This is a genomic window from uncultured Streptomyces sp., assembly GCF_947488945.1.
In the GTDB taxonomy this organism is placed as follows: domain Bacteria; phylum Actinomycetota; class Actinomycetes; order Streptomycetales; family Streptomycetaceae; genus Streptomyces.
In genome coordinates this window covers 192595-218360 of sequence record NZ_CANLBS010000011.1, presented here as the reverse complement: position 1 = coordinate 218360, position 25766 = coordinate 192595, and the positions used below count along the sequence as shown (strand labels likewise).

General features: G+C 73.9%; 23 protein-coding genes, 1 pseudogene and 1 riboswitch. Of the genes and pseudogenes, 13 read left to right on the top strand and 11 right to left on the bottom strand.

Annotated elements, in window-relative coordinates:
• Nucleotides 1-4: 4 nt before the first annotated feature.
• From Q0994_RS19670 to Q0994_RS19660, 3 genes are all read right to left on the bottom strand, one after another.
• Nucleotides 5-796 carry an enoyl-CoA hydratase/isomerase family protein gene (locus Q0994_RS19670; protein WP_299536646.1) on the bottom strand — a complete coding sequence of 264 codons (792 nt, stop codon included), beginning with the start codon at nt 794-796 and terminating at the stop codon, nt 5-7.
• A gap of 159 nt (nt 797-955) precedes the next feature.
• A complete protein-coding gene (locus tag Q0994_RS19665; protein ID WP_266702971.1) occupies nt 956-1177 on the bottom strand; it encodes a helix-turn-helix domain-containing protein in 222 nt (73 codons plus the stop codon).
• 373 nt (nt 1178-1550) lie between these two features.
• On the bottom strand, nt 1551-3149 hold the full coding sequence (locus tag Q0994_RS19660; protein ID WP_299536637.1) for an ABC-F family ATP-binding cassette domain-containing protein: 1599 nt from the start codon (nt 3147-3149) through the stop codon (nt 1551-1553).
• A gap of 199 nt (nt 3150-3348) precedes the next feature.
• On the opposite strand from Q0994_RS19660, the gene Q0994_RS19655 reads away from it, so the two are divergent.
• Nucleotides 3349-4239: a neutral zinc metallopeptidase gene (locus Q0994_RS19655; protein WP_299536635.1), complete on the top strand. Its 891-nt coding sequence runs from the start codon at nt 3349-3351 to the stop codon at nt 4237-4239.
• Nucleotides 4240-4411: 172 nt separating this feature from the next.
• On the top strand, nt 4412-4825 hold the full coding sequence (locus tag Q0994_RS19650; RefSeq protein ID WP_299536633.1) for a VOC family protein: 414 nt from the start codon (nt 4412-4414) through the stop codon (nt 4823-4825).
• Nucleotides 4826-4872: 47 nt separating this feature from the next.
• Here Q0994_RS19650 and Q0994_RS19645 read toward each other — a convergent pair whose 3' ends face one another.
• From Q0994_RS19645 to Q0994_RS19635, 3 genes are all read right to left on the bottom strand, one after another.
• On the bottom strand, nt 4873-6198 hold the full coding sequence (locus Q0994_RS19645) for a hypothetical protein (RefSeq protein WP_299536794.1): 1326 nt from the start codon (nt 6196-6198) through the stop codon (nt 4873-4875).
• Between the two features lie 268 nt (nt 6199-6466).
• Nucleotides 6467-7591 (bottom strand): alpha/beta hydrolase, encoded by a 1125-nt coding sequence (locus Q0994_RS19640; RefSeq protein WP_299536631.1) that lies wholly within the window; start codon nt 7589-7591, stop codon nt 6467-6469.
• Between the two features lie 72 nt (nt 7592-7663).
• Nucleotides 7664-8338 (bottom strand): class II aldolase/adducin family protein, encoded by a 675-nt coding sequence (locus Q0994_RS19635; protein WP_299536629.1) that lies wholly within the window; start codon nt 8336-8338, stop codon nt 7664-7666.
• Between the two features lie 329 nt (nt 8339-8667).
• Here Q0994_RS19635 and Q0994_RS19630 point away from each other — a divergent pair, with 329 nt between their 5' ends.
• The 7 genes from Q0994_RS19630 to Q0994_RS19600 all read left to right on the top strand — a co-directional run bounded on the left by Q0994_RS19630 (nt 8668) and on the right by Q0994_RS19600 (nt 17275).
• Nucleotides 8668-9942 (top strand): inorganic phosphate transporter, encoded by a 1275-nt coding sequence (locus Q0994_RS19630; protein ID WP_299536627.1) that lies wholly within the window; start codon nt 8668-8670, stop codon nt 9940-9942.
• Between the two features lie 10 nt (nt 9943-9952).
• Complete coding sequence (locus Q0994_RS19625) at nt 9953-10171, top strand: hypothetical protein (RefSeq protein WP_299536625.1); 219 nt, start codon at nt 9953-9955, stop codon at nt 10169-10171.
• Between the two features lie 158 nt (nt 10172-10329).
• A riboswitch (cobalamin riboswitch) is annotated at nt 10330-10468 on the top strand.
• A gap of 124 nt (nt 10469-10592) precedes the next feature.
• Nucleotides 10593-11540 carry a cobalamin biosynthesis protein gene (locus tag Q0994_RS19620; protein WP_299536622.1) on the top strand — a complete coding sequence of 316 codons (948 nt, stop codon included), beginning with the start codon at nt 10593-10595 and terminating at the stop codon, nt 11538-11540.
• Complete coding sequence (locus Q0994_RS19615; protein WP_299536621.1) at nt 11537-13258, top strand: cobyric acid synthase; 1722 nt, start codon at nt 11537-11539, stop codon at nt 13256-13258. The genes Q0994_RS19620 and Q0994_RS19615 overlap by 4 nt, the downstream gene beginning before the upstream one ends.
• Complete coding sequence (locus Q0994_RS19610; RefSeq protein ID WP_299536619.1) at nt 13255-15324, top strand: putative cobaltochelatase; 2070 nt, start codon at nt 13255-13257, stop codon at nt 15322-15324. Before Q0994_RS19615 ends, Q0994_RS19610 begins: the two co-directional genes overlap by 4 nt.
• Nucleotides 15324-15932, top strand: coding sequence for a cob(I)yrinic acid a,c-diamide adenosyltransferase (gene cobO, locus Q0994_RS19605; RefSeq protein ID WP_299536617.1), 609 nt, complete (start codon nt 15324-15326; stop codon nt 15930-15932). Before Q0994_RS19610 ends, cobO begins: the two co-directional genes overlap by 1 nt.
• Nucleotides 15926-17275, top strand: coding sequence for a cobyrinate a,c-diamide synthase (locus Q0994_RS19600; RefSeq protein WP_299536615.1), 1350 nt, complete (start codon nt 15926-15928; stop codon nt 17273-17275). The genes cobO and Q0994_RS19600 overlap by 7 nt, the downstream gene beginning before the upstream one ends.
• Before the next feature lie 37 nt (nt 17276-17312).
• Here Q0994_RS19600 and Q0994_RS19595 read toward each other — a convergent pair whose 3' ends face one another.
• Nucleotides 17313-18035: a ZIP family metal transporter gene (locus Q0994_RS19595; protein ID WP_299536613.1), complete on the bottom strand. Its 723-nt coding sequence runs from the start codon at nt 18033-18035 to the stop codon at nt 17313-17315.
• A gap of 94 nt (nt 18036-18129) precedes the next feature.
• Between Q0994_RS19595 and cobC the strand changes: the two genes are divergently transcribed.
• Entirely contained in the window at nt 18130-19749 is a 1620-nt protein-coding gene (gene cobC, locus Q0994_RS19590) for an Rv2231c family pyridoxal phosphate-dependent protein CobC (protein WP_299536610.1), read from the top strand.
• A gap of 27 nt (nt 19750-19776) precedes the next feature.
• Here cobC and Q0994_RS19585 read toward each other — a convergent pair whose 3' ends face one another.
• Nucleotides 19777-20583, bottom strand: a complete 807-nt coding sequence (locus tag Q0994_RS19585) for an ABC transporter permease (RefSeq protein WP_299536608.1) — start codon at nt 20581-20583, stop codon at nt 19777-19779.
• A 152-nt stretch (nt 20584-20735) separates the two neighbouring features.
• On the opposite strand from Q0994_RS19585, the pseudogene Q0994_RS19580 reads away from it, so the two are divergent.
• The 3 genes and pseudogenes from Q0994_RS19580 to Q0994_RS19570 form a co-directional block, all read left to right on the top strand.
• Nucleotides 20736-21041 (top strand): annotated as a pseudogene (locus Q0994_RS19580) (metalloregulator ArsR/SmtB family transcription factor); the annotation flags it as partial.
• A gap of 3 nt (nt 21042-21044) precedes the next feature.
• On the top strand, nt 21045-21551 hold the full coding sequence (locus Q0994_RS19575) for an SRPBCC family protein (protein ID WP_299536606.1): 507 nt from the start codon (nt 21045-21047) through the stop codon (nt 21549-21551).
• Nucleotides 21551-22171, top strand: a complete 621-nt coding sequence (locus Q0994_RS19570) for a dihydrofolate reductase family protein (RefSeq protein WP_299536603.1) — start codon at nt 21551-21553, stop codon at nt 22169-22171. Before Q0994_RS19575 ends, Q0994_RS19570 begins: the two co-directional genes overlap by 1 nt.
• 181 nt (nt 22172-22352) lie before the next feature.
• On the opposite strand, the gene Q0994_RS19565 is transcribed toward Q0994_RS19570, so the two are convergent.
• The 3 genes from Q0994_RS19565 to Q0994_RS19555 form a co-directional block, all read right to left on the bottom strand.
• Nucleotides 22353-22829 (bottom strand): carboxymuconolactone decarboxylase family protein, encoded by a 477-nt coding sequence (locus Q0994_RS19565; protein ID WP_299536601.1) that lies wholly within the window; start codon nt 22827-22829, stop codon nt 22353-22355.
• A gap of 189 nt (nt 22830-23018) precedes the next feature.
• Nucleotides 23019-24251 carry an SCO1860 family LAETG-anchored protein gene (locus tag Q0994_RS19560; protein WP_299536599.1) on the bottom strand — a complete coding sequence of 411 codons (1233 nt, stop codon included), beginning with the start codon at nt 24249-24251 and terminating at the stop codon, nt 23019-23021.
• Between the two features lie 344 nt (nt 24252-24595).
• Entirely contained in the window at nt 24596-25699 is a 1104-nt protein-coding gene (locus Q0994_RS19555) for an amidohydrolase family protein (RefSeq protein ID WP_299536597.1), read from the bottom strand.
• Nucleotides 25700-25766: the final 67 nt, after the last annotated feature.

Genomic DNA, 25766 nt, shown 5'->3' with positions numbered 1-25766 from the left:
CCGGTCAGTCGGTGAGACCGGCCAGGTCGCGCAGACGGCGGCCCTGGGCGGCGCGTTCGGCGGTGCGCTGCTCCTCGTATCCGCGGGAGACGGCGCCGGCCAGCAGGGCCTTGGTCTCGACGACGGCGTCGCGGGGCGCGGCGAGCAGCGCGGCGGCCAGGTCGAGGGCGGCGGCGTCGAGCTGGTCGGCCGGGACCACGAGGTTGGCGAGGCCGGTGCGCTCGGCCTCGGGCGCGTGGACGAAGCGGCCGGTGGCGCAGATTTCGAGCGCGCGCGCGTACCCCAGGAGGTGGACCAGAGGATGGGTGCCCGTGAGGTCGGGGACGAGACCGAGACTGGTCTCGCGCATGGCGAACTGCACGTCCTCGGCGACGATCCGCAGGTCGCAGGCGAGGGCGAGCTGGAAGCCGGCGCCGATGGCGTGGCCCTGGACCGCCGCGACCGACACGATGTCGTTGCGGCGCCACCAGGTGAACGCCTCCTGGTACGCGGCGATGGTCGCGTCGAGTTCGGCCTCGGGGCCGCGCGCCATGTCGAGGAACGACGGCTCGCCGTCGAAGCCCTCGGGCGCGAACGCCTGGCGGTCGAGGCCCGCGGAGAAGGACTTGCCCTCACCGCGGAGCACCACGACCCGCACGTCGCCCGGCACGACCCGTCCGGCCTCCGTCAACGCCCGCCACAGAGCGGGAGACTGAGCGTTGCGCTTGGCCGGATTGGTCAGGGTCACCGTGGCGACGGCGTCCTCGACGGTGAGTCGTACGCCGTCCTTGTCAAGCAGCGGTGCGAGCGAGGTCATGGAACGCCTCCGAAGTGGGGTGCTGTCAGCACGTCTCGATGGATCTCGAGCTAAGTGACTGAACAGTAACCACCTGGACGGCCGAACGGCCGACCGGGTGGCCACCTCTCATCGGCGGCGCGTGCCCCGCTCATGTCGAACAGGTGCCGCGCGCGACCGTCAGGCCGACGCGGCCTTCTTGCCCCGCGTGGCCCCGCCACGACCCCGGAGGGTCACGCCGGACTCGCTGAGCATCCGGTGGACGAATCCGTAGGAGCGGCCCGTTTCCTCGGCCAGCGCCCGGATGCTCGCACCGGAGTCGTACTTCTTCTTCAGGTCTGCCGCGAGCTTGTCGCGCGCGACGCCGGTAACCCGGCTGCCCTTCTTCAGAGTCTCGGCCACCCGTGCCTCCTCAAGGAAGTGCGCTCTGGTTTCTCATGATCACCCCTCCCAGCCGTCCTGGCCACCCATTCGGCAAGGTACGTACAACCGGATTCCCCGCCGGGGAAGGGCGTTCCGAGAGCGGAAGGAAGCACTCCGACTTTTCTCCGAAGATGCCGACGGTGGGCTCGGCGGGGAAGCGCCAGGTCAGGGGTGGTGCGACCGGGATGGCCGGAAATGAGTGCACCCGGCAGAGATCTGCCGGGTGCCGCGCCGGAGTACGAGACGTCCTCACGCAGATGGGGGATCTCCCCTAGGCCGAATGATCCATCAGGGGTGGATCACTCCGCAGGAGACCGGTGCCGGAGCGACCGCGCGCCGCCCCGGGGGCGGGTCAGGCCAGGGCGACGAGGTCGCGGTAGTCGGCGCCCCAGAGGTCCTCGACGCCGTCCGGGAGCAGGATGATCCGCTCCGGCTGGAGCGCCTCGACCGCGCCCTCGTCGTGGGTGACGAGGACGACGGCGCCCTTGTACGTGCGCAGCGCGCCGAGGATCTCCTCGCGGCTCGCGGGGTCGAGGTTGTTGGTGGGCTCGTCGAGCAGCAGGACGTTGGCGGAGGAGACGACCAGGGTGGCGAGCGCCAGCCGGGTCTTCTCACCGCCGGAGAGCACCCCGGCGGGCTTGTCGACGTCGTCGCCGGAGAAAAGGAACGAGCCCAGCGTCTTGCGGACCTCGACCAGGTCCAGGTCCGGGGCGGCGGAGCGCATGTTCTCCAGCACGGTCCGCTCGGGGTCCAGGGTCTCGTGCTCCTGCGCGTAGTAGCCGAGCTTCAGGCCGTGGCCCTCGATGACCTCGCCGGTGTCCGGCTTCTCGGTGCCGCCGAGCAGCCGCAGCAGCGTGGTCTTACCGGCGCCGTTGAGGCCGAGAATGACGACGCGGGAGCCCTTGTCGATGGCCAGGTCGACGTCGGTGAAGATCTCCAGGGAGCCGTAGGACTTGGAGAGCCCTTCGGCCATCAGCGGGGTCTTGCCGCACGGGGCGGGCTCGGGGAAGCGCAGCTTGGCGACCTTGTCGGAGACGCGCACGGCCTCCAGGCCGGAGAGCAGCCGGTCGGCGCGCTTGGCCATGTTCTGCGCGGCGACGGTCTTGGTGGCCTTGGCCCGCATCTTGTCGGCCTGCGAGTTGAGGGCGGCGGCCTTCTTCTCGGCGTTCTGGCGCTCGCGCTTGCGGCGCTTCTCGTCGGCCTCGCGCTGCTGCTGGTAGAGCTTCCAGCCCATGTTGTAGACGTCGATCTGCGAGCGGTTGGCGTCCAGGTAGAAGACCTTGTTGACCACGGTCTCCACGAGGTCGACGTCGTGGGAGATCACGATGAAGCCGCCGCGGTAGCTCTTGAGGTAGTCGCGCAGCCAGACGATCGAGTCCGCGTCGAGGTGGTTGGTGGGCTCGTCCAGGAGCAGGGTGTCGGCGTCCGAGAAGAGGATGCGGGCGAGCTCGACACGGCGGCGCTGACCGCCGGAGAGGGTGTGCAGCGGCTGGCCGAGCACCCGGTCGGGGAGGTTCAGCGCGGCGGCGATGGTGGCGGCCTCGGCCTCGGCGGCGTATCCGCCCTTGGTGAGGAACTCCGTCTCCAGGCGCTCGTACTTCTTCATCGCCTTGTCGCGGGTGGCGCCCTTGCCGTTCGCCATCCGCTCCTCGTTCTCGTGCATCTTGCGCAGGATCTCGTCGAGACCGCGGGCGGAGAGGATGCGGTCCCGGGCCAGGACGTCCAGGTCGCCGGTGCGCGGGTCCTGCGGGAGGTAGCCGACCTCGCCGGAGGAGGTGATGGTGCCCGCGGCGGGGGTGCCCTCGCCCGCGAGGCACTTGGTGAGGGTGGTCTTGCCGGCGCCGTTGCGGCCGACCAGGCCGATGCGGTCGCCCTTGGCGATGCGGAACGAGGCGGACTCGATGAGGATGCGGGCGCCGGCACGCAGTTCGATGCCGGTTGCGGTGATCACGCGAAAACTCCAGGGCGGTAGGACGGCGGAGGGACGAGGGGCGGAGGGGTCTCTCGACGCCGCTAATGCACAAGGAGGAAAGCCATACGGCCCATTCTACTGGCGGCGCGCACCGGGTGGTCCGCGTGCCTCCGGGTACACGGCGTTCGATACTCGGCGGAGGGCGGTGCCACCGTCCCCGGATCGGAAGGTGGTCCCCATGCAGTTCGACGACGACGCCGGGCTGGACACGTCCGACGTGCAGGACGTGCGTGGCAGCCGGATCCCGGGCGGACGGGCGACGGTGGGCGGCGGCGTCGCCGGGATCATCGCCCTGCTCCTGGGCCTGTTCTTCGGGGTGGGCCCCGATCAGCTCGGGCTCTCCTCGGACGGCTCCGGCCCCTCGGCGGCCGCGTCCTCGGCCGCCGAGGTCCAACAGGAGTGCCGGACCGGCGCGGACGCGAACACCAAGGACGACTGCCGGACGGTGGCGGTGGTCAACAGCGTCCAGGACTTCTGGGACCAGGAGTTCAACCGCCGCGCCGGCGCCTATGCCGAGGCCCCCACCGTGCTCTTCAGCGACCGGATCGGCACCGCGTGCGGATCGGCCACCTCCGCGGTAGGGCCGTTCTACTGTCCGGGCGACCGGAAGGTCTATCTGGACCTGGGCTTCTTCGACGAACTGCGCACCACCTACGGAGCGACCGGCGGCCCGTTCGCGGAGGCGTACGTGGTGGCGCACGAGTACGGACACCACGTGCAGAACCAGATGGGCACCCTCAGCAAGTCGCAGGACGGGCGGCAGGGCGCCGACAGCAACGCGGTCAAGGTCGAGCTCCAGGCCGACTGCTACGCGGGGGTCTGGGCGAACCACGCGACGACCACGCCGGACGACGAGACGGGCCGGCCGCTGATCACCGAGCTGACGCAGGCGGACATCGACGACGGGCTGAACGCCGCGGCGGCGGTGGGCGACGACCGCATCCAGGAGGAGTTCCAGGGCCGGGTGACGCCGGAGTCCTGGACCCACGGCTCGGCGGCGCAGCGCCAGCAGTGGTTCTCCACCGGCTACCGCACCGGCGACATGGCCAGGTGCAACACCTTCGCCTGACCGGCCCCTCCCGGCCCGTAACGCCGCCCCGACCGCCCTCCGAGGGCGGTCGGGGCGGCGTTGTCGCTGGGGGGTGCCAGACTGAGACACGGATCACAGTGGCCCGTGAGGTGCGGGCCCCGACGGCCCGCCCCGCACGAGTGCCGCGGGGCGGCACGAGAGGGTGAGCGCGATGACGGAGACGGCGGGCGGGGTGCCCACGGTCTTTCCGACGGTCCTCTACGACGACGCGCAGGCGGCGATCAGGACCCTGACGGAAGGGCTCGGCTTCACCGAGGAGGCGGTCTACCGGGGCGAGGACGGCACCGTGCTGCACGCGGAGCTGTCCCGGGGCAACGGCAGGGTGATGCTCGGCTCGCGCGGGCGCGCGGGCGTCTTCGCCGAGGCGATGGCGGGCTCCGGCCCGGCCGGGGTGTACGTCGTGGTGGACGAGGTGGACGAGCACCACGCGCGGGCGGTGGCCCACGGCGTGGAGATCCTGATGCCGCCCACCGACCAGGACTACGGCTCGCGCGACTACATGGCGCGGGACGCCGAGGGCAACGTCTGGAGCTTCGGGACGTACGCCCCGGGGTCGGGGGGCTGAGCCGGGCGGCGGGGGCCGCCCGGCGGCTTCGGTGCGGGACAGCCCTTTCAGGCGGACGGGTCGCCGGTGTGGACCTGGAAGGCGGCGCGGCGCATGGCCTTGGCGAGCGCCGGGTCCGGGTGGGCCGCGGCGAGCGCCACCAGGACCTGGACGGTCCGGGGATGTCCGACGGCGCGCACCTCGTCCAGCAGCGCCGGCACCGTGCCCTGCACCGCCGAGTCCAGGTGCCGCACCAGGAGTCCGGTCTCGCCGTGGTCCGCGACCGCGGCGGCGGTGTCCACCCAGAGCCAGGTGGCCTCGGCGCGGCTGAGGATCTCCTGTGCGTCGTCGGGGTCCATGCCGTCGTACTCGGCGAGCCAGAGCAGGGCGTACGGGCGCAGCGAGGGGTGCTGGAGCTGGGCGCGGACCTCGGGCTCGGCGGGGGCGCCGACCACGCGGAGCGCCTCGAAGGCCAGCCCGCGCAGCAGGGCGTCCTCGCCGCGGGCGACGGTGAGCAGTTCGGTGACGGCGCTGCCGACGGTGCGGGCGGCGATCCAGGCGCGGTATTCGTCACGGGCCGGTCCCGGCGTGAGGCGGGCGCAGCCCAGGAGCATGTCGGCGGCGGACTGCTCGATGTTGCCCGCGGGGCTCTGGGCGGCGACGCAGATCTGTTCCAGCTTGACCCAGACCGCCCAGTTGCCGAGCGGGGTGAGCGTGGCGTGGCCGGGCTCCAGGGTGAGCGCGCCGACGGCGGCGAGGCCTTCCAGGGCCCAGTCGAGCAGCAGCGCGTTCAGGTCCTCGGGCCGTCCGGGGGCGGCCGCGTCGTCGGGGCGGCCCGCGCCGGGCCGTTCCCCGTCGGCGTACGGCACCTCGCAGCGCTCCTCGTGGAGTTCGGCGACGCGCTGGGCGAGCAGGTCCAGCAGGACGGGCACGGCGACCGGTCCGGCCGAGAGCTGGAGCAGGGACAGGACCTGCGGCACGGCCTCGATCGCCTCGGCGACGGCGGTGGGCTCGACGCCCTCGGGGGCGACGTGCACCAGCGACCAGGCGTCGAAGAGGGCGACCCAGCCGCGCAGCACCGCGGAGTCGTCGCGGTCCCAGGCGCGGAGCCGCCAGCCGGGGCGCACGGTGTCGCCGTGCAGCTCCACGAGGCCGGCGAGCCTGGCCCGGTCCCAGCCGGCCAGGATCTGCCCCGGCGGCAGGGCGAGCGTCTCGGAGGCCCGCTCCAGCACCTGTGCGGCGAGGGCGGCCGAGCCCGGCTGGGTGCCGTCGGCGGCCCAGCGGGCGATCCGCACGGCGTCGGCGAGCACCGTCCTGGCCTGGCGGGCCAGTTCCGTCCGTGGCGGAGTGCCCTCGGGCGGGCGCGGGGCCGGCCGGGTGCGGCGGGCGGTCACAGCCTTGCGCGCGGTGGCGAGGGGGCGTGGGCGGACAAGTCGCAGCCTGGAGTCGCGCGGGGTACGGGACGTCACGGGGAGCAGTCTTGCCCCTGACGGGCCGAAAGCCCAAACGGAAGCCGCCGAGGGCCCTTTCGGAGCCTCGGCGGCGACGTCATCAACCGGGCGGATACCGCCCAAGCCCGCGCATCGGGGGCGGCGGAGGCGACCTCGGGTCCCGTCTCGATGCGCACAAGCGGAAGCCGGGCGCGGTGATCACCCGGCGCTGTCACAGGAGGGGCGTGAGGAAGCGGCGCAGGGTCTCCTCGTAGGCGGCCGGGTCCGCGTTGTACATGGCGCCGTGCGGGGCGTCGGGGACCTCGTGCAGGGTGACCAGGTCGGGGCGGCGCACCGCGAGCTCGCGGGACGGGCCCCACGGGGCGAGGGTGTCGCCGGGCCCGTGGTGGATCAGGGTCGGCACGTGCAGCGACATCGGCAGCGAGGTGTCCAGCAGGGGGGCGCCCCGGAGCCCGGTCTGGCCCTGTGCGGCGCGCACGGCGAGCGGGAGCACGGCGCCGGGGACGCCTCGGGCGGCGGCGAGCGCGCGGAGGGTGACCTTCCAGTCCATCACCGGCGAGTCCAGCACCAGGCCCCGGACGCGGTCGCGGAGCGCGGAGTTGACGCAGGCGTGCAGGGCCATCGCGCCACCGGTGGACCAGCCGAACACGATCACGTTCTCGGCGCCGTGACGCACGGCGTAGCGGAGGGCCGCGTCGAGGTCGCGCCACTCGGAGGCGCCGAGGTGGCCGAGCCCTTCGGGCGGGCGCGGGGCGCCGGCGTCGCCCCGGTAGGCGAGGTCGAGGACGGGGAGTTGCTGCGCGTGCAGGAACTCCATCACGTTCAGCGGGTGCGCGCGGGTGGTGCCGAGGCCGTGCACGGCGATCACCCAGGTGTCGCGCGCGGCGGGCACGTACCAGGCGGGGAGGGCGCCGAGTTCTCCGGGGATCTCGACCTCGATGTGGTGCAGGCCGAGGGCGGTGCCCGGGTCGCCGCGGTGCAGTTCCGGGGTCAGCCGGACCTTGTCGCCGGGCTCCAGGGCGCCGACGGTGACGCGCTCCAGCCGGCGGACGACGGTGTCGGGGGACGACGCCTGCTCGATCACCGGTCCGACGACGGCGTGCACGTCCGGGCCGTCGAGGCCCCAGGTGCCGGGCCGGAGCGCGGAGAAGGAGCGGGTCAGGGTCACCTCCCCGGCCGCGGTCGCGTGGACGGTGAGTCTGCGGTCGGCCGGCAGGGGGCGGCCCGCCGGGACCGTGAGGGCGGTGTCGCCGGCGTACCGGCCGGCGGCGACCGCCGCCGCGCCGACGCCGATGATCGTGGATACGGCCGCTGCCGTCGCTGTAGCCAGGCGCACCGCTCCAGTGTCCTGGGGGTACGTGCCCGATGCCAGTGGGCGGGGCCGTACGGGGCGGCGCGCGGTCATAGGTCAGGGGCGCTGTCCGTACCCCTTCAGGGCGTCGGTGACGTCGGCGAGCTCGTCCGGGGTGAGCAGGGTGGGGGTGCGGCCGGGGACGGACGCGGCGGCGAGCCAGACGCGGCAGAGCCATTCCAGCTGGGCGGTGCGCTCGTACGCCTCGTCCAGGCCCGCGCCGTAGGTGACGGTGCCGTGGTTGCGGAGCAGGCAGCCGGTGCGGTCGCGGAGGGCTTCGAGCATGTGCGCGGCCAGTTCCGGGGTGCCGTAGCGGGCGTAGGCGGCGGTGCGGACCGGGCCGCCGAGGAGCGCGGTGGCGTAGTGGACGGCCGGGACCTCGGAGACGAGCGTGGAGACCGCGGTGGCGTGCACGGCGTGGGTGTGGACGACGGCGGCGGCGTCGGTGGTGCGGTAGACGGCCAGGTGGAGGGGGACCTCGCTGGTCGGGGCGAGGGAGCCGAGGACCTGGCGGCCGTCGAGGTCCACGCCGACGGCGTCGTCGGGGCCGAGCCGGTCGTAGGGCACCCCGCTCGGGGTGACCAGGACGGTGTCGCCGATCCGGGCGGAGACGTTGCCCGAGGTGCCGACGACGAGCCCTTCGGCGGCCGTCCTGCGGGCGGTGGCGACGAGGTCGCGCCAGGCCCGTCCGATGGCCGCCGGGTCCTCGGGGTGCCGCCCTTCGTCGCTCATGGGGCGATCGTAGGGGCGGTCGGGGGCCGTGACGGGAAGCGGAACCTGGTCCGCCGCTGTGAATGTCTTGGCAGCCGAGGCGCGCCGAACGTGACTGGAATCTCTTCCGAGGGCCCGGGACGCTCCGGACGATCACCCCGTATGTGCGCCAAAGGGCGGTAAAGGCAGTCCCCCCAACGCCTCGGCCTCGAACGGCCGTACGGGGCACACACAAGCGGAAGCGACTTGCCCTGATTGACGGCACCGCAACGCCCTGCCGAGTTCATCTTCCGTTCACTCAGGTTGCCTACGTTCCACGTGCCAATGACGTCGAACGATTGCCTGGGTAAATGGAACACATCACGCTGCTGCTCGCGATCGTGATCGTGACGGCTCTAGTGTTCGATTTCACGAACGGATTCCACGACACCGCCAACGCGATGGCGACCACCATCTCGACCGGCGCCCTGAAGCCAAAGACGGCGGTGGCCATGTCCGCCGTCCTCAACCTGATCGGCGCGTTCCTGTCGGTGGAGGTCGCCAAGACGATCTCCGGCGGGATCGTCAACGAGGACGGCCTCAAAACCGAGGTGATCTTCGCGGCGCTCGTCGGCGCCATCCTGTGGAACCTGCTGACCTGGCTGGTCGGCCTCCCGTCCAGTTCCTCCCACGCCCTGTTCGGCGGACTCATCGGCGCCGCGGTCATGTCCGCGGGCTGGTCCTCCATCAACGGCGGCACCGTCGTCACCAAGGTCCTGCTGCCCGCGCTCGCCGCCCCGATCGTGGCCGGCCTCGCGGCGTACCTCGCCACCCGGCTGACGTACCGGATCAACCGGAACGTCACCGACGAGAACCAGCTGAAGTCGACCGCCAAGGGCTACCGCGCCGGACAGATCGCCTCCGCCGGACTCGTCTCGCTGGCCCACGGCACCAACGACGCGCAGAAGACGATGGGCATCATCACGCTGGCCCTGGTCACCGGCGGCGTCCTCGCCCCCGGCTCCAACCCGCCGCTCTGGGTCATCTGCTCGGCGGGCGTCGCCATCGCCCTCGGCACCTACCTCGGCGGCTGGCGCATCATCAAGACCATGGGCACCGGCCTGACCGACCTCCGCCCGGCGCAGGGCTTCGCCGCCCAGACCAGCGCGGCGACGGTCATCCTGGCCTCCTCGCACCTCGGCTTCTCCCTCTCCACCACCCAGTCGTGCTCCGGCGCGGTCATGGGCGCGGGCCTCGGGCGGGCCGGCGGCGTGGTCCGCTGGTCCACCGCCACCCGGATGTTCGTGGCCTGGGGTCTGACCCTCCCGGCGGCCGGGCTGGTCGGCGCGGGCGCCGAGTTCCTCACCAAGCAGGGCCCCTGGGGCGTCTCCGTCACCGCCGTCCTGCTGGTCGCGGGCTCCGCCGCCATCTGGCTGCTGTCGCGCCGCAAGCCGGTCGACCACCACAGCATCGACGTCAACGACGGTTCGGCCGAGCCCGCGGGCGTCGTCACCACCGCCATGGCCGCCGTGACCCCGCCGCCCACCGGCTCCGCGGCCACCGGCCTCACCACGGCCGACCTCCAGACCACCATTCCCGCCCCCGCCACCACGACCGCCGACCCGGCGCGTCCGGCCACGGTCTAAGGACACCCGCATGCACATCGACTGGGCGGCACTCGCCTCCGTGTTCGGCGTCAGCCTCGTGGTCACCGTCGCGATGGTCGGCCTCTTCACCCTCGGCATCGTGGGCCTGTCCAAGGGGTCGGCGACCTCCGCCGGCGGCTCCTCGGCGCTCACCAGGACAGGGGCGTACGCCTGCTTCGCGCTGTGCGCGGCCGCGGTCGCGTACGGCATCTACCTGATCGTCGCCTGACGCCCCTGACCCGCACGATCTCCGGGCCGGACACCTGAGGTGTCCGGCCCGCAGCCGTCCCGTGTGGGGCTGCGCACACTGCGGGCCCGCAGGTCAACGGCAAGTTGACTGGCGTTCGCGGAGCGTGGTGGACTGCCGGAGCCATTCACGGCGACAGCAGAGGAAGCCGGTGCGAATCCGGCGCGGTCCCGCCACTGTCACCGGGCAGCCGCTTCCCCCTCCGTCCCCCCACGGTCCGCGTCCGCGCGGCCCACGGGAACGGGCCGGGGCGCGGCGGTCCCGGAAGCCAGGAGACTCTCGTCGCCGTCTCGTCGAACCAGGGCGCGGACCCTGAGTGAGGACATACGCCATGCCTGGCCGCCGTGCGCCCGATCCCCTGTCACCCGTTGCCGGAACGATCCGCACGCCGGCCGGCTGAGCCGTGCGTGCCGACCGCATCTTCGCGTACGGCGCCACCGCCGGTCTGATCGGCGACCTGCTCCTCGGCGATCCCCGCCGGGGCCACCCGGTCGCCGGGTTCGGCCGGGCCGCCGCCGCCGTGGAGCGCCGCCTGTGGCGCGACGACCGGGGTCGGGGCGCCCTGCACACCCTCGTCTGCGCGGGCGGTGCCGTGGCCGCCGCCGCGCTCGCCTCCCGCGCCGTGCGGAACCGTCCGCTCGCCTCCACCGCCCTGACGGCCGCCGTCACCTGGTCGGTCGTCGGCGGTACGTCGCTGGGACGCGAGGCCCGCACGATCGGTGCGGCGCTGGCCGCCGGGGACCTCACGGCCGCCCGGGAGCGGCTGCCGCACTTGTGCGGCCGCGACCCGCAGGCGCTGGACGGCCCCGAAATCGCGCGCGCGGTGGTCGAGTCCGTCGCCGAGAACACCTCGGACGCCGTGGTCGGCGCCCTGGTGTGGGGCGCGCTCGGCGGGGTGCCCGGACTGGTCGGCTTCCGCGCCGTCAACACCCTCGACGCCATGGTCGGCCACCGGTCCCCGCGCCATCTGCACTACGGCTGGGCCTCGGCGCGGCTGGACGACGTCGCGGGGTGGCCGGGCGCCCGGCTCACCGCGGCCCTCGCGGTCGCGGCCGGCGGGCGGCCCGGCGCGGCGGTGCGCGCCTGGCGCGCCGACGCGGGCAGGCACCCGAGCCCCAACGCCGGTCCGGTGGAGGCCGCTTTCGCCGGCGCGCTCGGCGTACGGCTCGGCGGGACCCTCGCGTACGGCGGGCGGGTCGAGCACCGGCCGGTGCTGAACGGCGCGGAGGGCCGCGCCGTGGCCCACGGAGACATCGAACGTGCGGTGCGGCTGTCGCGCCGGGTGAGTGTGCTGGCCCTCGGCGTGTGCGCGGCGGGCCGGCTGATCGCGGGAGCGAGGCGGACATCATGACGGTCGGCGGTACGCGGACACGGGGCGGCGGGCTGCTGGTCGCCGGGACCACCTCGGACGCGGGCAAGAGCGTCGTCACCGCGGGCATCTGCCGGTGGCTGGTGCGCCAGGGGGTGAAGGTCGCCCCGTTCAAGGCGCAGAACATGTCGCTGAACTCGTTCGTGACGCGCGGGGGCGCGGAGATCGGGCGGGCCCAGGCGATGCAGGCGCAGGCGGCCCGGGTGGAGCCGACGGCGCAGATGAACCCGGTCCTGCTGAAGCCGGGCGGCGACCGCTCCAGCCAGGTCGTGCTGATGGGCCGGCCGGTCGGCGAGATGAGCGCCCGCGGCTACCACGGCGGCCGGCAGGAGGCGCTGTTCGGAACGGTCGTGGAGTGCCTGGACGCACTGCGCTCCGCCTACGACGCGGTGATCTGCGAGGGCGCGGGCAGCCCGGCGGAGATCAACCTGCGGCGCACCGACATCGTGAACATGGGGGTCGCGCGGGCCGCGCGCTTCCCGGTGCTGGTCGTCGGCGACATCGATCGGGGCGGGGTGTTCGCCTCGTTCTTCGGCACGACGGCGCTGCTGTCGGCCGAGGACCAGGAACTGGTGGCCGGCTACCTGGTGAACAAGTTCCGCGGCGACGTGTCGCTGCTGCGGCCGGGGCTCGACATGCTGCACGGGCTGACGGGCCGCCGGACGTACGGGGTGCTGCCGTTCGCGCACGGGCTCGGCATCGACGAGGAGGACGGCCTGCGGGTCTCGCTGCGCGGGACGGTCCGCGAGTCGGTGGTGGCGCCGCCGCACGGCGAGGACGTGCTGCGGGTCGCGGTCTGCGCGGTCCCGCTGATGTCGAACTTCACCGACGTGGACGCGCTGGCCGCCGAACCGGGCGTGATCGTGCGGTTCGTGGACCGGCCCGAGGAACTGGCCGACGCGGACCTGGTGGTCGTGCCGGGCACCCGCGGCACCGTCAAGGCGCTGGCCTGGCTGCGCGAGCGGGGCCTGGCCGACGCGCTGGTGCGGCGGGCGGCACAGGGGCGGCCGGTGCTCGGCGTCTGCGGCGGCTTCCAGGTGCTGGGCGAACGCATCGAGGACGAGGTCGAGTCGCGGGCGGGCGTGGTGGACGGCCTCGGGCTGCTGCCGGTGCGCATCCGCTTCGACCGGGAGAAGACGCTGGCGCGGCCGGTCGGCGAGGCGCTGGGCGAGACCGTCGAGGGGTACGAGATCCACCACGGCGTCGCGGACGTACGGGGCGGCGAACCGTTCCTGGACGGGTGCCGGGTCGGTGCGGTGTGGGGGACGCACTGGCACGGGTCGCTGGAGAGCGACGGGTTCCGGCGGGCGTTCCTGGAGCGGGTGGCGCGGGCGTCGGGGCGGCGGTTCACGCCCGCGCCCGACACGAGTTTCGCGGCGCTGCGGGAGGAGCAGTTGGACCGGCTCGGCGATCTGATCGAGGAGCACGCGGACACGGATGCGCTGTGGCGGCTGATCGAGGAGGGGGCGCCGGGGGGACTGCCGTTCGTTCCGCCGGGGGCGCCGGCGGGTGCGGGTGCTCCGGGTGCGGGTGGCCGGGGCTCCGCCCCGGGCCCCGGTCCTCAAGCGCCGGACGGGCTGGATTTTCGGGCCGACGCGGGAGCGGGGGCCGGCATCGCGGGGTCGCGCGGGCCGGAATTTCGGGCCGGCGCGGAATCGGGCGGGGTAGTGGTGAGCGTGGACAACGAGGAGGCACTGTGAGTACGCCGTATCCCTTCACCGCGATCGTCGGGCAGGACGATCTGCGGCTCGGACTTCTGCTGAACGCCGTCAGTCCCGCGGTCGGCGGTGTGCTCGTGCGGGGTGAGAAGGGGACCGCGAAGTCCACCGCCGTGCGGGCGCTCGCGGCGTTGATGCCGGAGGTGGCGGTGGTGCCCGGCTGCCGGTTCTCGTGCGATCCGGCGGCGCCCGATCCGGCGTGCCCGGACGGGCCGCACGAGGGCGCGACGGGGGTCGGACGGCCCGCGCGTACCGTCGAACTGCCGGTCGGGGCCTCGGAGGACCGGCTGGTCGGGGCGCTGGACATCGAGCGGGCGCTCGCCGAGGGCGTGAAGGCGTTCGAGCCCGGTCTGCTGGCCGACGCGCACCGCGGCATCCTCTACGTGGACGAGGTCAACCTGCTCCACGACCACCTGGTGGACCTGCTGCTGGACGCCGCGGCGATGGGCGCCTCGTACGTGGAGCGCGAGGGCGTCTCCGTGCGGCACGCGGCGCGGTTCCTGCTGGTCGGCACGATGAACCCCGAAGAGGGCGAGCTGCGGCCGCAGTTGCTGGACCGGTTCGGGCTGACGGTCGAGGTGGCCGCGTCCCGCGACACCGACCTGCGGGTCGAGGTGGTGCGGCGGCGGCTGGCGTACGACGACGATCCGGAGGCGTTCGCGGCGGCCTGGGCCGACGAGGAGAACGCGCTGCGCCTGCGCATCGCCGAGGCCCGCGCGCTGCTCCCCCGCGTCGTGCTCGGCGACGGCGTGCTGCGGCAGATCGCCGCGACCTGCGCCGCGTTCGAGGTCGACGGGATGCGCGCCGACATCGTGATGGCGCGTACCGCGACCGCGCTGGCCGCCTGGGCCGGGCGGGACGAGGTCACCGCGGACGACGTGCGGCAGGCGGCCCTGCTGGCGCTCCCGCACCGGCGTCGGCGCAATCCGTTCGACGCGCCGGGGCTCGACGAGGACAAGCTGGACGACACGCTGCGGGAGTCGGCGCCGGACGAGCGGCCTCCGGGCGACGGCTCCGAGGAGCCCGACCCGGACAGCCCCGACGGCGGCCCCGACGGCGGCCCCGGGGGCGGGGGCGGCGGGGTGCCGCCGCAGGGCGGCGCCGGCGACGACGGGCAGGCCGCGCCTTCCGACCGCGCGGAGGGCACGGACGAGGGGGCCGGGCCGGAGAGCGGCGCGGACGCGCCCGGTTCCGGCGGGCGGGGCGGCGGCGAGCAGCAGCCGGTGGCCGCCGCGGAACCGTTCCGGACCAGGATGCTCAGCGTGCCGGGGCTCGGCGAGGGCGCGGCGGGCCGGCGTTCCCGGGCCCGTACGGAGCACGGACGGACGACCGGCGCGCGGCTGCCGCAGGGGGCGCTGACCCGTCTGCACCTGGCCGCGACCGTGCAGGCGGCCGCCCCGCACCAGCGGGCGCGCGGCCGGTCCGGGCCGGGGCTGGTGGTGCGCCGGGACGATCTGCGGCAGGCCACCCGTGAGGGACGCGAGGGGAACCTGGTGCTCTTCGTGGTGGACGCCTCCGGGTCGATGGCGGCGCGGCAGCGGATGGGCGCGGTGAAGGGCGCCGTGCTGTCGCTGCTGCTCGACGCGTACCAGCGGCGGGACAAGGTCGGCCTGGTGACGTTCCGCGGCCGGGACGCCGAGGTGGCGCTGCCGCCGACGTCCTCGGTGGACGCCGCCGCGGCCCGGCTCGGGACGCTGCCGACCGGCGGGCGCACCCCGCTGGCCGCCGGGCTGCTCAAGGCGCACGACGTGCTGCGGGTGGAGCGGCTGCGGGACCCCTCGCGCCGGCCGCTGCTGGTCGTGGTGACCGACGGCCGGGCCACCGGCGGGCCGGACCCGGTGGCGCTGGCCGGCAAGGCGGCCCGGTTGCACGGTGCGCAGGGCACCGCGTCGGTCGTCGTGGACTGCGAGTCGGGGATCGTACGCCTCGGGCTCGCCGCACAGCTCGCCCGCGATCTGGGAGGGACCGCCGTCACGCTCGACGAGCTGCGGGCCGACTCGATCGCCGGGCTCGTCAAGGACGTCACCGCAGCCGGGAGGGCCGCTTAATGCCACAGGGACAGCCGACATCGGTGCCGGACGACGGGCTGACCACCCGTCAGCGGCGCAACCGCCCGCTGCTGTTCGTCCACACGGGCATCGGCAAGGGCAAGTCGACGGCCGCCTTCGGTCTGGCGCTGCGCGCCTGGAACCAGGGCTGGCCGATCGGGGTGTTCCAGTTCGTGAAGTCCGCCAAGTGGAAGGTCGGCGAGGAGAACGCGCTGAAGGTCCTCGGGGCCAGCGGTGAGGGCGGCACCGTCGCCTGGCACAAGATGGGCGAGGGCTGGTCGTGGGTCCAGCGGGGCCTGCACGGCGACAACTCCGACAACGAGGCGAAGGCGCGCGAGGGCTGGGAGCAGGTCAAGCGCGACCTCGCGGCCGAGACGTACAAGCTCTACGTCCTCGACGAGTTCGCCTACCCGATGCACTGGGGCTGGATCGACACCGACGAGGTGGTCGAGGTGATGCGCGGCCGTCCCGGCACGCAGCACGTGGTGATCACCGGCCGCAACGCCCCGGACAAGCTGATCGGGGCCGCCGACCTGGTGACCGACATGTCCAAGGTCAAGCATCCGATGGACGCGGGCCAGAAGGGCCAGAGAGGCATCGAGTGGTGAGCGTTCCCCGACTGGTCATCGCCGCTCCGGCGTCCGGCAGCGGCAAGACCACCGTGGCCACCGGCCTGATGGCGGCCTTCGCGGAGCGGGGCCTCGCCGTCTCGCCGCACAAGGTGGGCCCGGACTACATCGATCCGGGCTACCACGCGCTGGCGACCGGCCGTCCGGGCCGCAACCTCGACGCCTACATGTGCGGGACGGACCTGATCGAGCCGCTGTTCGCGCACGGCTCCGAGGGCTGCGACCTGGCGGTCGTCGAGGGCGTCATGGGGCTGTTCGACGGGGCCTCCGGTCAGGGCGAGCTGGCGTCGACGGCGCAGGTGGCGACCTTGCTGCGGGCACCGGTGGTACTGGTGGTGGACGCGTCCTCGCAGTCGCGCTCGGTCGCCGCCCTCGTGCACGGCTTCGCCTCCTGGGACCCCGGGGTGCGGATCGGCGGGGTCATCCTGAACAAGGTGGCCTCCGACCGGCACGAGGCGCTGCTGCGCGACGCCCTGGAGGGTTCCGGGCTGCCGGTGCTCGGGGTGCTGCGGCGGGCGGCGCAGGTGGAGACGCCGTCCCGCCACCTCGGCCTGGTGCCGGCCGCCGAGCGCCACACGGACGCCGTCGAGGCGGTGCGGGCGATGGGCGAACGGGTGCGGGCGGGCTGCGACCTGGACGCGCTGATGGCGCTCGCCCGCACCGCTCCCCCGTCGGCCGCCGGGCCCTGGCGCCCGCCGGCCCCGGAGCCGGCCGCGGCCCGTCCGGTGGTGGCGGTGGCCGGCGGTCCCGCCTTCACCTTCGCCTACGCCGAACACGCCGAACTGCTGACGGCGGCCGGTGCCGACGTGGTGGTGTTCGACCCGCTGCACGACGAGAAGCTGCCGGACGGCACCGCCGGCCTGGTGGTCGGCGGCGGCTTCCCGGAGGTGTACGCCCCGGAGCTGTCGGCCAACGAGCCGCTGCGGGCGGCCGTGACCGCGCTGGCGGAGCGGGGCGCTCCGGTGGCCGCGGAGTGCGCCGGGCTGCTGTATCTCGCGCGGGAGCTGGACGGGCTGCCGATGTGCGGGGTGCTGGACGCCGAGGCGCGGATGACGAAGCGGCTGACCCTCGGTTACCGGGAGGCGGTGGCGGTGTCCGACAGTCCGCTGGCGGTGACCGGGACGCGGGTGCGGGGCCACGAGTTCCACCGGACGGTGCTGGAGCCCGGTGCGGGCGCGGTGCCGGCCTGGGGGATGCATCTGCCGGAGCGGCGGGTCGAGGGCTTCGTGGAGTGGGGCGTCCACGCGAGCTATCTGCACACCCACTGGGCGGCCTCGCCCGGCATGGCGCGGCGGTTCGTCGAGCGGTGCGGGGCGCGGTGAGGCACGGGCACCCGGTGGCGGCCGGGGGGCGGAACAGCTACTCGGCGATGCCGACGACCAGCCAGATGAAACCCACTCCGCCGACGGTGCACAGCAGCGTGGAACGGGCCGGGTGGTCGTGGTGCGCCTCGGGCAGGATCTCGGCCGCGGCCAGGTAGAGCAACGCCCCTCCGAAGAAGCCGAGATAGCAGCCGAGCAGTTCCTCCGGAAGGGTGAACACGAGCGTGCTCGCCGCGCCCACGATCGGGGCGAGCGCGTCGGCGAAGAGCATGCCGAGCGCCTTGCGGCGGTCGTTCCCGTAGAGGCTGGTGAGGGTGTACGTGTTGAATCCGTCGGCGAAGTCGTGGGTGACGACGGCCAGCGCGACGGTGAGCCCCATGCCGGTGCCGACCTGGAACGCGGCGCCGAGGGCCACCCCGTCCATCAGGCTGTGCACGACCATGGCGGCGGCCGCCGTCAGCCCGACCTGCGGTACGCGCTCCCCGGCAGCGCCGTGCGCCGCCTGGCGCACCGCCAGCAGCCGCTCCACCAGGTGGGCCGCCAGGAAGCCGCCGACGAAGAGCAGCAGGGCGGCGGGCACCCCGAAGACGGGGGCGCCGGCCGCCTCGACGGCCTCCGGCAGCAGGTCGAGCCCGACCACGCCGAGCATCAGCCCGCCGGCCAGCCCCAGCACCAGGTGGCGGCGGTCGGTGACGCGCCGGGCGACCCAGCCGCCCACCAGGGTCATCAGGAACGCGCCGAGCGCGACGAACACCGCCATGCGCCCTTGCTAGCCGATGAGGGCACCCGCCCGCATCTCGGTCCCCCTGCCGCCCGCGGGGCCCGTACCACCCCCGTAGGAGAGGAACACCGACATGACCACGCCCGCCGCATCCGGAACCGGGACGTCCGGCGGGAGGGCCGGGGGATCGCCCGGCGGTCTCGTGGTGGGGGTCGGATCGCGCCGGGGGGTGGCGTGCGAGGAAGTGCTCGGTCTGATCGGGCAGGCGCTGGAGGCGGCCGGACTGCGGGCGGCGGACGTGGTGGAACTGGCCACGGTGGACGCGAAGACGACCGAACCGGGCATCGTGGCGGCGGCGGCCCGGCTGGGGGTGCCGCTGCGCGGCCGGACCGTGGCCGCGCTGGCGGGCGTACGGGTGCCGGGCCCTTCGGGGCAGGTGGCGGAGGTGACCGGAACGCCGTCGGTGGCGGAGGCGGCGGCCCTGTACGCGGCCGACGAGCTGCTGGTGCCGAAGATCCGTTCGGCGCGGGCCACCTGCGCGGTGGCCCGGCGGCGGCCGGGGCGTACGGCGGATGCGGCGGATACCGGGGTTGCCGCACCGACGACTGTTTTCAGCCACCCAACGGCAAGCGATCCGGCCGCACCCGTGACGGACGGGGCCGCACCGTCCACCATGGCTGCCATGACTCCCCCCACGCAGTACGCCGAGAGCGCCGGTCCCGATCTGCGTCACCACGGTGACGCCGAGGTGCGCGGCGGTGGCCTGACGGACCTCGCGGTCAACGTCCGCACCGGCACGCCCCCGCACTGGCTGCGGGAGCGCATCGCCTGCTCACTGGGCTCGCTGGCCGCCTATCCGGACGGCGGACCGGCCCGTGCGGCGGTGGCCGCCCGGCACGGGCTGCCGGTGGAGCGGGTGCTGCTGACGGCGGGCGCGGCGGAGGCGTTCGTGCTGATCGCACGGGCGATACCGGCGAGACGGCCGGTGGTGGTGCACCCGCAGTTCACCGAGCCCGAGGCGGCGCTGCGGGCGGCGGGGCACACGGTGGACCGGGTGGTGCTGCGCGCGGAGGACGGCTTCCGGCTGGTTCCGGCCATGGTGCCGGAGGAGGCCGACCTCGTGGTGATCGGCAATCCGACCAATCCGACCTCGGTGCTCCACCCGGCCGCCGTGCTGGAGAAGCTGGCGCGGCCCGGCCGGACGCTGGTGGTGGACGAGGCGTTCATGGACGCGGTGCCCGGCGAGCGGGAGGCGCTGTGCGGGCGCACCGACCTTCCGGGGCTGGTGGTGCTGCGGAGCCTGACCAAGACCTGGGGGCTGGCGGGGCTGCGGATCGGCTACGTGCTGGCCGGACCGGAGACCGTGGCGCTGCTGGCGGAGGCACAGCCGCTGTGGCCGGTGTCGACCCCGGCGCTGGCCGCGGCCGAGGCGTGCGTGGAGCCGTTCGCGCTCGCCGAGGCGGCCTGCGCGGCGGAACGCATCGCGGTGGACCGGGCCCATCTGCTGGCCGGGGTCGCCGAGTTCGACGAGATCGAGGTGGCGGGTCCCGCCGAGGGCCCGTTCGTGCTGATCCGGCTGGAACGCGCCGCGGAGGTCCGGGGCACCCTGCGCGCGCTCGGCTTCGCCGCCCGGCGCGGCGACACCTTCCCCGGCCTCGGACCGCAGTGGCTGCGCCTGGCGGTCCGCGACCGCGTCACGACGAACCGTTTCCTCCAGGCGCTGGACCTGGCGTTGCAGGCGCACCCGGCATAGGGCGGGGCGTGCGTCCGGCTTCCCTCGCTATCCGGTCGCCCGTGCGCCGGTGCCGTCGTCCCGACCGGGCCGGAACAGCCGGTGCCGGGCGACGAGTTCGATGGTGAGGGCGACGGCGACGGCCTGCACCGCCAGCAGGGCGATCAGCACGAAGAGCTGCACCGCGCCCGCCATCAGCGGGCTCGCGCCGCCCAGCAGCATGCCGACGAAGGCACCGGGAAGCGTGACGAGGCCGACCGTACGGGTCTGGTCGAGGCCGGGCAGCAGTGCGTCGGAGGCGGGGGCGCGGGCGATCTCCGTACGGGCGTCCCGGTCGGAGAAACCGAGGGCCATCGCCGCCTCCACCTCGCCGCGCCGCTGCTCCAGTTCGTCGAGGGCGCGGCGGCCTGCCTGCACGGTGACGGTGAGTGCCCCGCCGATCAGAATGCCGGTGACGGGGATCAGCGCGACCCCCTTCACCGGCACCAGTCCGGTGAGCAGCAGCGCCCCGACGACCGGCGCCACCCCCGCCGCGAGGGGCACGGCCGCCAGCCACCAGGTGCCGTTGGCGGTGATCCTGCGCCCCGTGGTGCGCACCGCCACCGCGAACATGACGGCCAGGAAGGCCAGCGTGCCGAGCACGTCCGTGACGGCCCACTTGATGATCAGGGAGACCGCCGCCAGTTGGGCCGCCGCGCGTACCCCGGCGACCAGGATCTCGCGCGGGCGGTTCGCCCCGTCGGCCGGGGACAGGTGACAGCGGTACGCCACCCCCGCCGCCACCAGGAGCAGCACGGCCAGCAGGATGCCGAGCGTCAGGTTGACGGGGAGGAGGGGTGCCGCGCTCAGGGTCACCGGCCCAGCCTACGAGCCGCCCGGTGCGGGCCGGCCCGTGCGGGGACGCCATCCGACAAGACTCGCCCGGTTCCCGACCGGCTTGACGCATGCCTATATCGGAATATGATGCTCCCATGACATGAGCAGCGACGACGTACGACGTCTTCAACGCGATCGCCGAGCCGCAGCGCCGGGACATCCTGGCGCTGCTGCGGGCGGGCGAGCGGCCGGTGACCGACCTGGCCCAGGAGCTGGGGATGAGTCAGCCGGGGGCGTCCGAGCACCTGCGGGTGCTCCGGGAGGTGGGGCTGGTGCGGGTCCGCGGAGCGGGCAAGCAGCGCCTCTACGGCTTGGACGCCGGCGGGCTGCGGCCGGTTTACGAGTGGGCCGGCGGATTCGAGCGGTTCTGGAACCAGAGTTTCGACCGGCTGGACACCTACGTGCAGGACCTCAAGCAGACACCACAGGAGGAATGACCGATGGCAGGGGCAAGGCAAGAAGCGCGGGCGGAGCCGGCGACGGCCGACCGGGAGATCGTGATCTCCCGGATCATCGACGCCCCGCGGGAGCTGGTGTTCGAGGCGTTCACCGAGGTCCGGCACCTGTCGCGGTGGTGGGGGCCGGAGGGGTTCACCACCACCACGCAGTCGTTCGAGTTCCGCGTCGGCGCGGAGTGGGACTTCGTGATGCACGGACCGGACGGGACCGACTACAGCGAGTGGATCACCTGGACCGAGATCGTCGCGCCGGAGCGGATCGAGTTTCTCCATGGTGAGTCCCGCGGCGACCCGAACGCCTTCGAGTCGGTCCTGACGTTCGAGCCCGACGGCGCGGCGACCCGGATCGAGATGCGCACGGTGTTCCCCACCGGGGAACTGCGCGACGAGGCGGTCGAGAAGTACCACGCGATCGAGGGCGGCCGGCAGACCCTGAGCAACCTGGCCGCCTACGTCACCGACCTCGCGCGGAAGGGAGCGGAGGGCTGATGGCCGGGAAGGTGTTCTTCAGCGTGTCGATGTCGCTGGACGGGTTCATCGCGCCCGAGTCCTCCGAGGACTTGATGGGGCAGCAGTGGATGGAACTGCAGCAGTGGATCTTCCCGCTGCGGTTCTTCCGGGAGAACCTGAAGCTCGGCGAGGGCGGCAAGGAAGGGCGCGACAACGACATCGCGCGGGAAACGTTCGAGCGCACCGGCGCGAGCGTCATGGGCAAGCGCATGTTCGACGCCGGCGAGCAGATGTGGCCGGAGGAGGCGCCCTTCCACACGCCGGTGTTCGTCGTGACGCACGAGAAGCGTGACCCCTGGGAGCGGCCCGGCGGCACCACGTTCCACTTCGTCGACGACGGCATCGAGACCGCGCTCGACCAGGCCCGCGAGGCCGCCGGCGACCGTGACGTCCGCATCGCGGGTGGCGGCGCGACGATCCTGGAGTACGTGAACGCGGGCCTGGTCGACGAGTTCTCGATCGCGCTGTCACCGGTGCTGTTCGGCGCCGGCATCCGCCTGTTCGACGGCGTGGACGCGTCCAGGGTCGCTCTGGAGCCGGTCCGTTCCGAGCCGTCGTCGCGCGTGACGCACCTGACCTACGCCGTGCGCCCACGGTAGCCGCGCCACCACCCCACCCCGGCGAGTCGAGCACCCACGGCGCACCCGCTTGAATCGGCGGGCCACCACGGCCAACTGCGCATAGCCTCGTAACTTGCGGGTCTCAGCGGCAGTTGACTTTGGTGACGGCTCGGCGATCCGGCGGGATACCGGTGGGTGGGGATGTGGGTGGGCCGGGATGTCAGTGGGCCGCTTGCCCGGCCTCGTACCCGCCGGCCGGCTGACGGGTGATGATGTTCAGCCGGTTCACCGTGTTCATGAAGGAGACCAGCATCACCAGGACGGTGAGCTGCCCCTCGTCGTAGTGCTGGGCGGCGCGTGCCCAGACCTCGTCGTCGACGCCCTCGCCCGCGTCCGCGACCCGGGTGCCCTGCTCGGCCAGTTCCAGCGCGGCGCGTTCGGCCCCGGTGAAGACGGTGGCCTCCCGCCACGCGGCCACCAGGTTCAGCCGCACCGCCGTCTCGCCCGCGGCGGCCGCCTCCTTGGTGTGCATGTCGATGCAGGCGGCACAGCCGTTGATCTGGCTGACCCGCAACGCCACCAGCTCCTGCGTGGCGGCCGGCAGGGCCGATGCCTTGAGGATCTGGCCGATCGCCATGAAGTGCTTGAACGCCTTGCTCGCGTTCGGATCGGCGAAGTAGTCGAGTCGCGCGTCCATGGTGTGCTCCCTCGGGTGCTCGTGGGTGAGTGCACCTCTGGGACGAGACGGGCCGCCGGGTTGTGACACGGGGACGGGGGACGCCGCCCCACCCACCGGCGCCGGGCGTGGGAGTGCCCCGGACCGGTTCTCCCCGGTCCGGGGCACTCCCTCCGGTCCGGAGGCCCGCGCTCGGGGCCTCCGGGCGGGTCAGCCCTGGTTGCCGCCGCTGCGGCGGCGGGCCAGCACGGTCGCGCCCGCGCCGACGGCCAGCAGCAGGGCCGCGCCGCCCGCGAGGTACGGGGTGCTGGACGAGGAACCGGTCTCGGCGAGGTTGCCGGTGGAGCCGGACGACGAGTCGGCGCCGGTCCGGGTCTTCACGTCCGTGTCCGTGCCGCCGTCGCCGGAGCCGCCGGTGGAGTCCTTGCCGCCGGTACCGCTGGTACCCGAGCCGTCGCCGTCGCCGGAGCCGCCGGCGTCCGAGCCGCCGGTGCCGGTCGTGCTGCCGCTGCTCGCGCCGTCGCTGCTGCCCGCGCCGCCCGTGGAGGCGCCGCCGTTGTCGGTCCCGCCGTCGCCCGCACCGCCGTCGCTGGTGCCACCGTCGTCCGAGCCGCCGTTGTCCGAGCCGCCGTTGTCCGAGCCGCCGTTGTCCGAGCCGCCTTCGCTCGAACCGCCGTTGTGGCCACCACCGTTGCCGGAACCGCCGTTGTGGCCGCCGCTGTTGCCGCCGCCGTGGCGGCCTGGCGTGGTGCAGGTGGCTCCGGCGAGGGTGACCTCCCCCTCGACGTTCGCCACGTTCAACCTGAGCGGGTTGACGGAGACGCGGAGTTGGAGGGCCGCCGCGGCGGCGGTCCGGGAGGTGGTGGAAGTCTTCGACAGGTCCAGGGTCACCTTGCCGACACCGGGCACGTCCACCTCCGTCGTGCCGCCCGAAGTGAGCGTGATCCGCTTGCCCAGCACGGAGACGTGGCCGAGCACGTCGGACTCCGCGACGGGCTTCCTGCCGACCTCGCACACCGCTTTGGACGTGACCTTCTCGACCTCGACGAGCGACAGCCGCGGCAGACCGGGCACGTGCACCCGCGCCTTCACCAGGTTGCTCCGCCCCTCCGCCTTCTTCCTGGTCACCGTCGCCTCGGAGGTCGCCACGTCGGCCCGCAGCACGCTGACCGGCCTCCCCCCGTCGGCGCCCTCCACCCGCACGCTCAGCGCGGTCTGCTCCGCGCTGCGCGGCGCCGTCACCTCGTTGAGCGTGACCTCCAGGGGCATGTCCACCGCCTTGTCGAGGAGCGAGACGTCGAGTCCGGTGCGGAGCACGACCGCACTCGCCCTGCCCTCGTCCGAGGAGGTCGCGGTGGCCGCCTGCGCGGGAACGCCGGCGAGCAGCGCGACGGGAGCGGCGACGGCCGTCAGGGCAGCGAGACGGAAGGTGTTGCTGTTCAAGATGGTGGAACCCCCACAGGAGACATGGAGCCAACGGCGCCGTCCCATGGGGGACATCGCGTGCGCCGGTGGCCTCGACTCCGTGAATCTTTACGCACTCCGAGTGAACTGACTTATACCTGGAGTGAGTTCACCCCAAAGAGGGGTTTTAGCCTACGTATTCGAATCTTTCGGCACGTCCGTTCCCCCACGCCACCCGTTTCGCACGTTTGAGGCGGTGCGGGGGCCGGAGCGCTGCGAATCGGTGCCGGGTGGACGGAGAACAACGAGGGCGGCCCGCCCAAGACACTGGCTGTCAACCGCACGACTCGGGAGGGATCGCCCGCCCGCCACCACCCAGCCGGTCACGTGCCGATCACGCGCCCGTTCAGCACCACGTGCCGGGGCGCCGCCAGGACGCGTACGTCGGCGCGCGGGTCCTCGTCGTAGACGACCAGGTCCGCGGGGGCGCCCTCGTCCAGGCCGGAACGGCCGAGCCAGCGGCGGGCCTGCCAGGTCGTCGCGGCGAGCGCGTCCAGGGGCGGGATGCCGGCCTTGACCAGCTCGGCCACCTCCCCCGCGACCAGGCCGTGGGGGAGCGACCCGCCCGCGTCGGTGCCGACGTACACCGGGATGCCGGCGTCGTACGCCGCGCGCACGGTGTCGTAGCGGCGTGCGTGCAGCCGGCGCATGTGGGCGGACCAGCGGGGGAACTTCGCCTCGCCGCCGGCCGCCATCTCCGGGAAGGTCGCGATGTTGACCAGCGTCGGCACGATGGCGACGCCGCGCTCCGCGAAGAGCGGAATGGTCTCCTCGGTGAGTCCGGTGGCGTGCTCGACGCAGTCGATGCCCGCCTCCACCAGGTCGCGCAGCGACTCCTCGGCGAAGCAGTGGGCCGTGACGCGGGCGCCCAGCCGGTGGGCCTGCGCGATGGCCGCCTCGACCTCGCCGCGCGGCCAGCAGGCCGCCAGGTCCCCCGCCTCCCGGTCGATCCAGTCGCCGACCAGCTTCACCCAGCCGTCGCCGCGACGGGCCTCCCGCGCCACGTACGCGACGAGGTCCCCGGGCTCGATCTCGTGGGCGTAGTTGCGGATGTAACGCCGGGTCCTGGCGATGTGCCGACCCGCCCTGATGATCTTGGGCAGTTCTTCGCGGTCGTCGATCCAGCGGGTGTCGGAGGGCGAGCCGGCGTCCCGGATGAGCAGGGTGCCGGCCTCCCGGTCGGTGAGCGCCTGCTTCTCGGCGGTCGCGGCGTCCACCGGTCCGTGCCGGTCGAGGCCCACGTGGCAGTGGGCGTCCACCAGCCCCGGCAGGACCCAGCCGCGCACCGTCTGCGCCCGGTCGGCGCCCGGCGGCCGGTCGTACACGATCCGGCCGTCCACCGACCAGATCTCGTCCAGGACCTCGTCCGGGCCGACGAGCACCCGTCCCGTCACCCGCAGCACCCTCGGCTCTCCGTGCTCACTCATGCCCGGCACTGTACGAGGGGCGTCCGGAGCGCGCGGACGGGCCCGGCCCGCGGGCGCGGGACGCTCC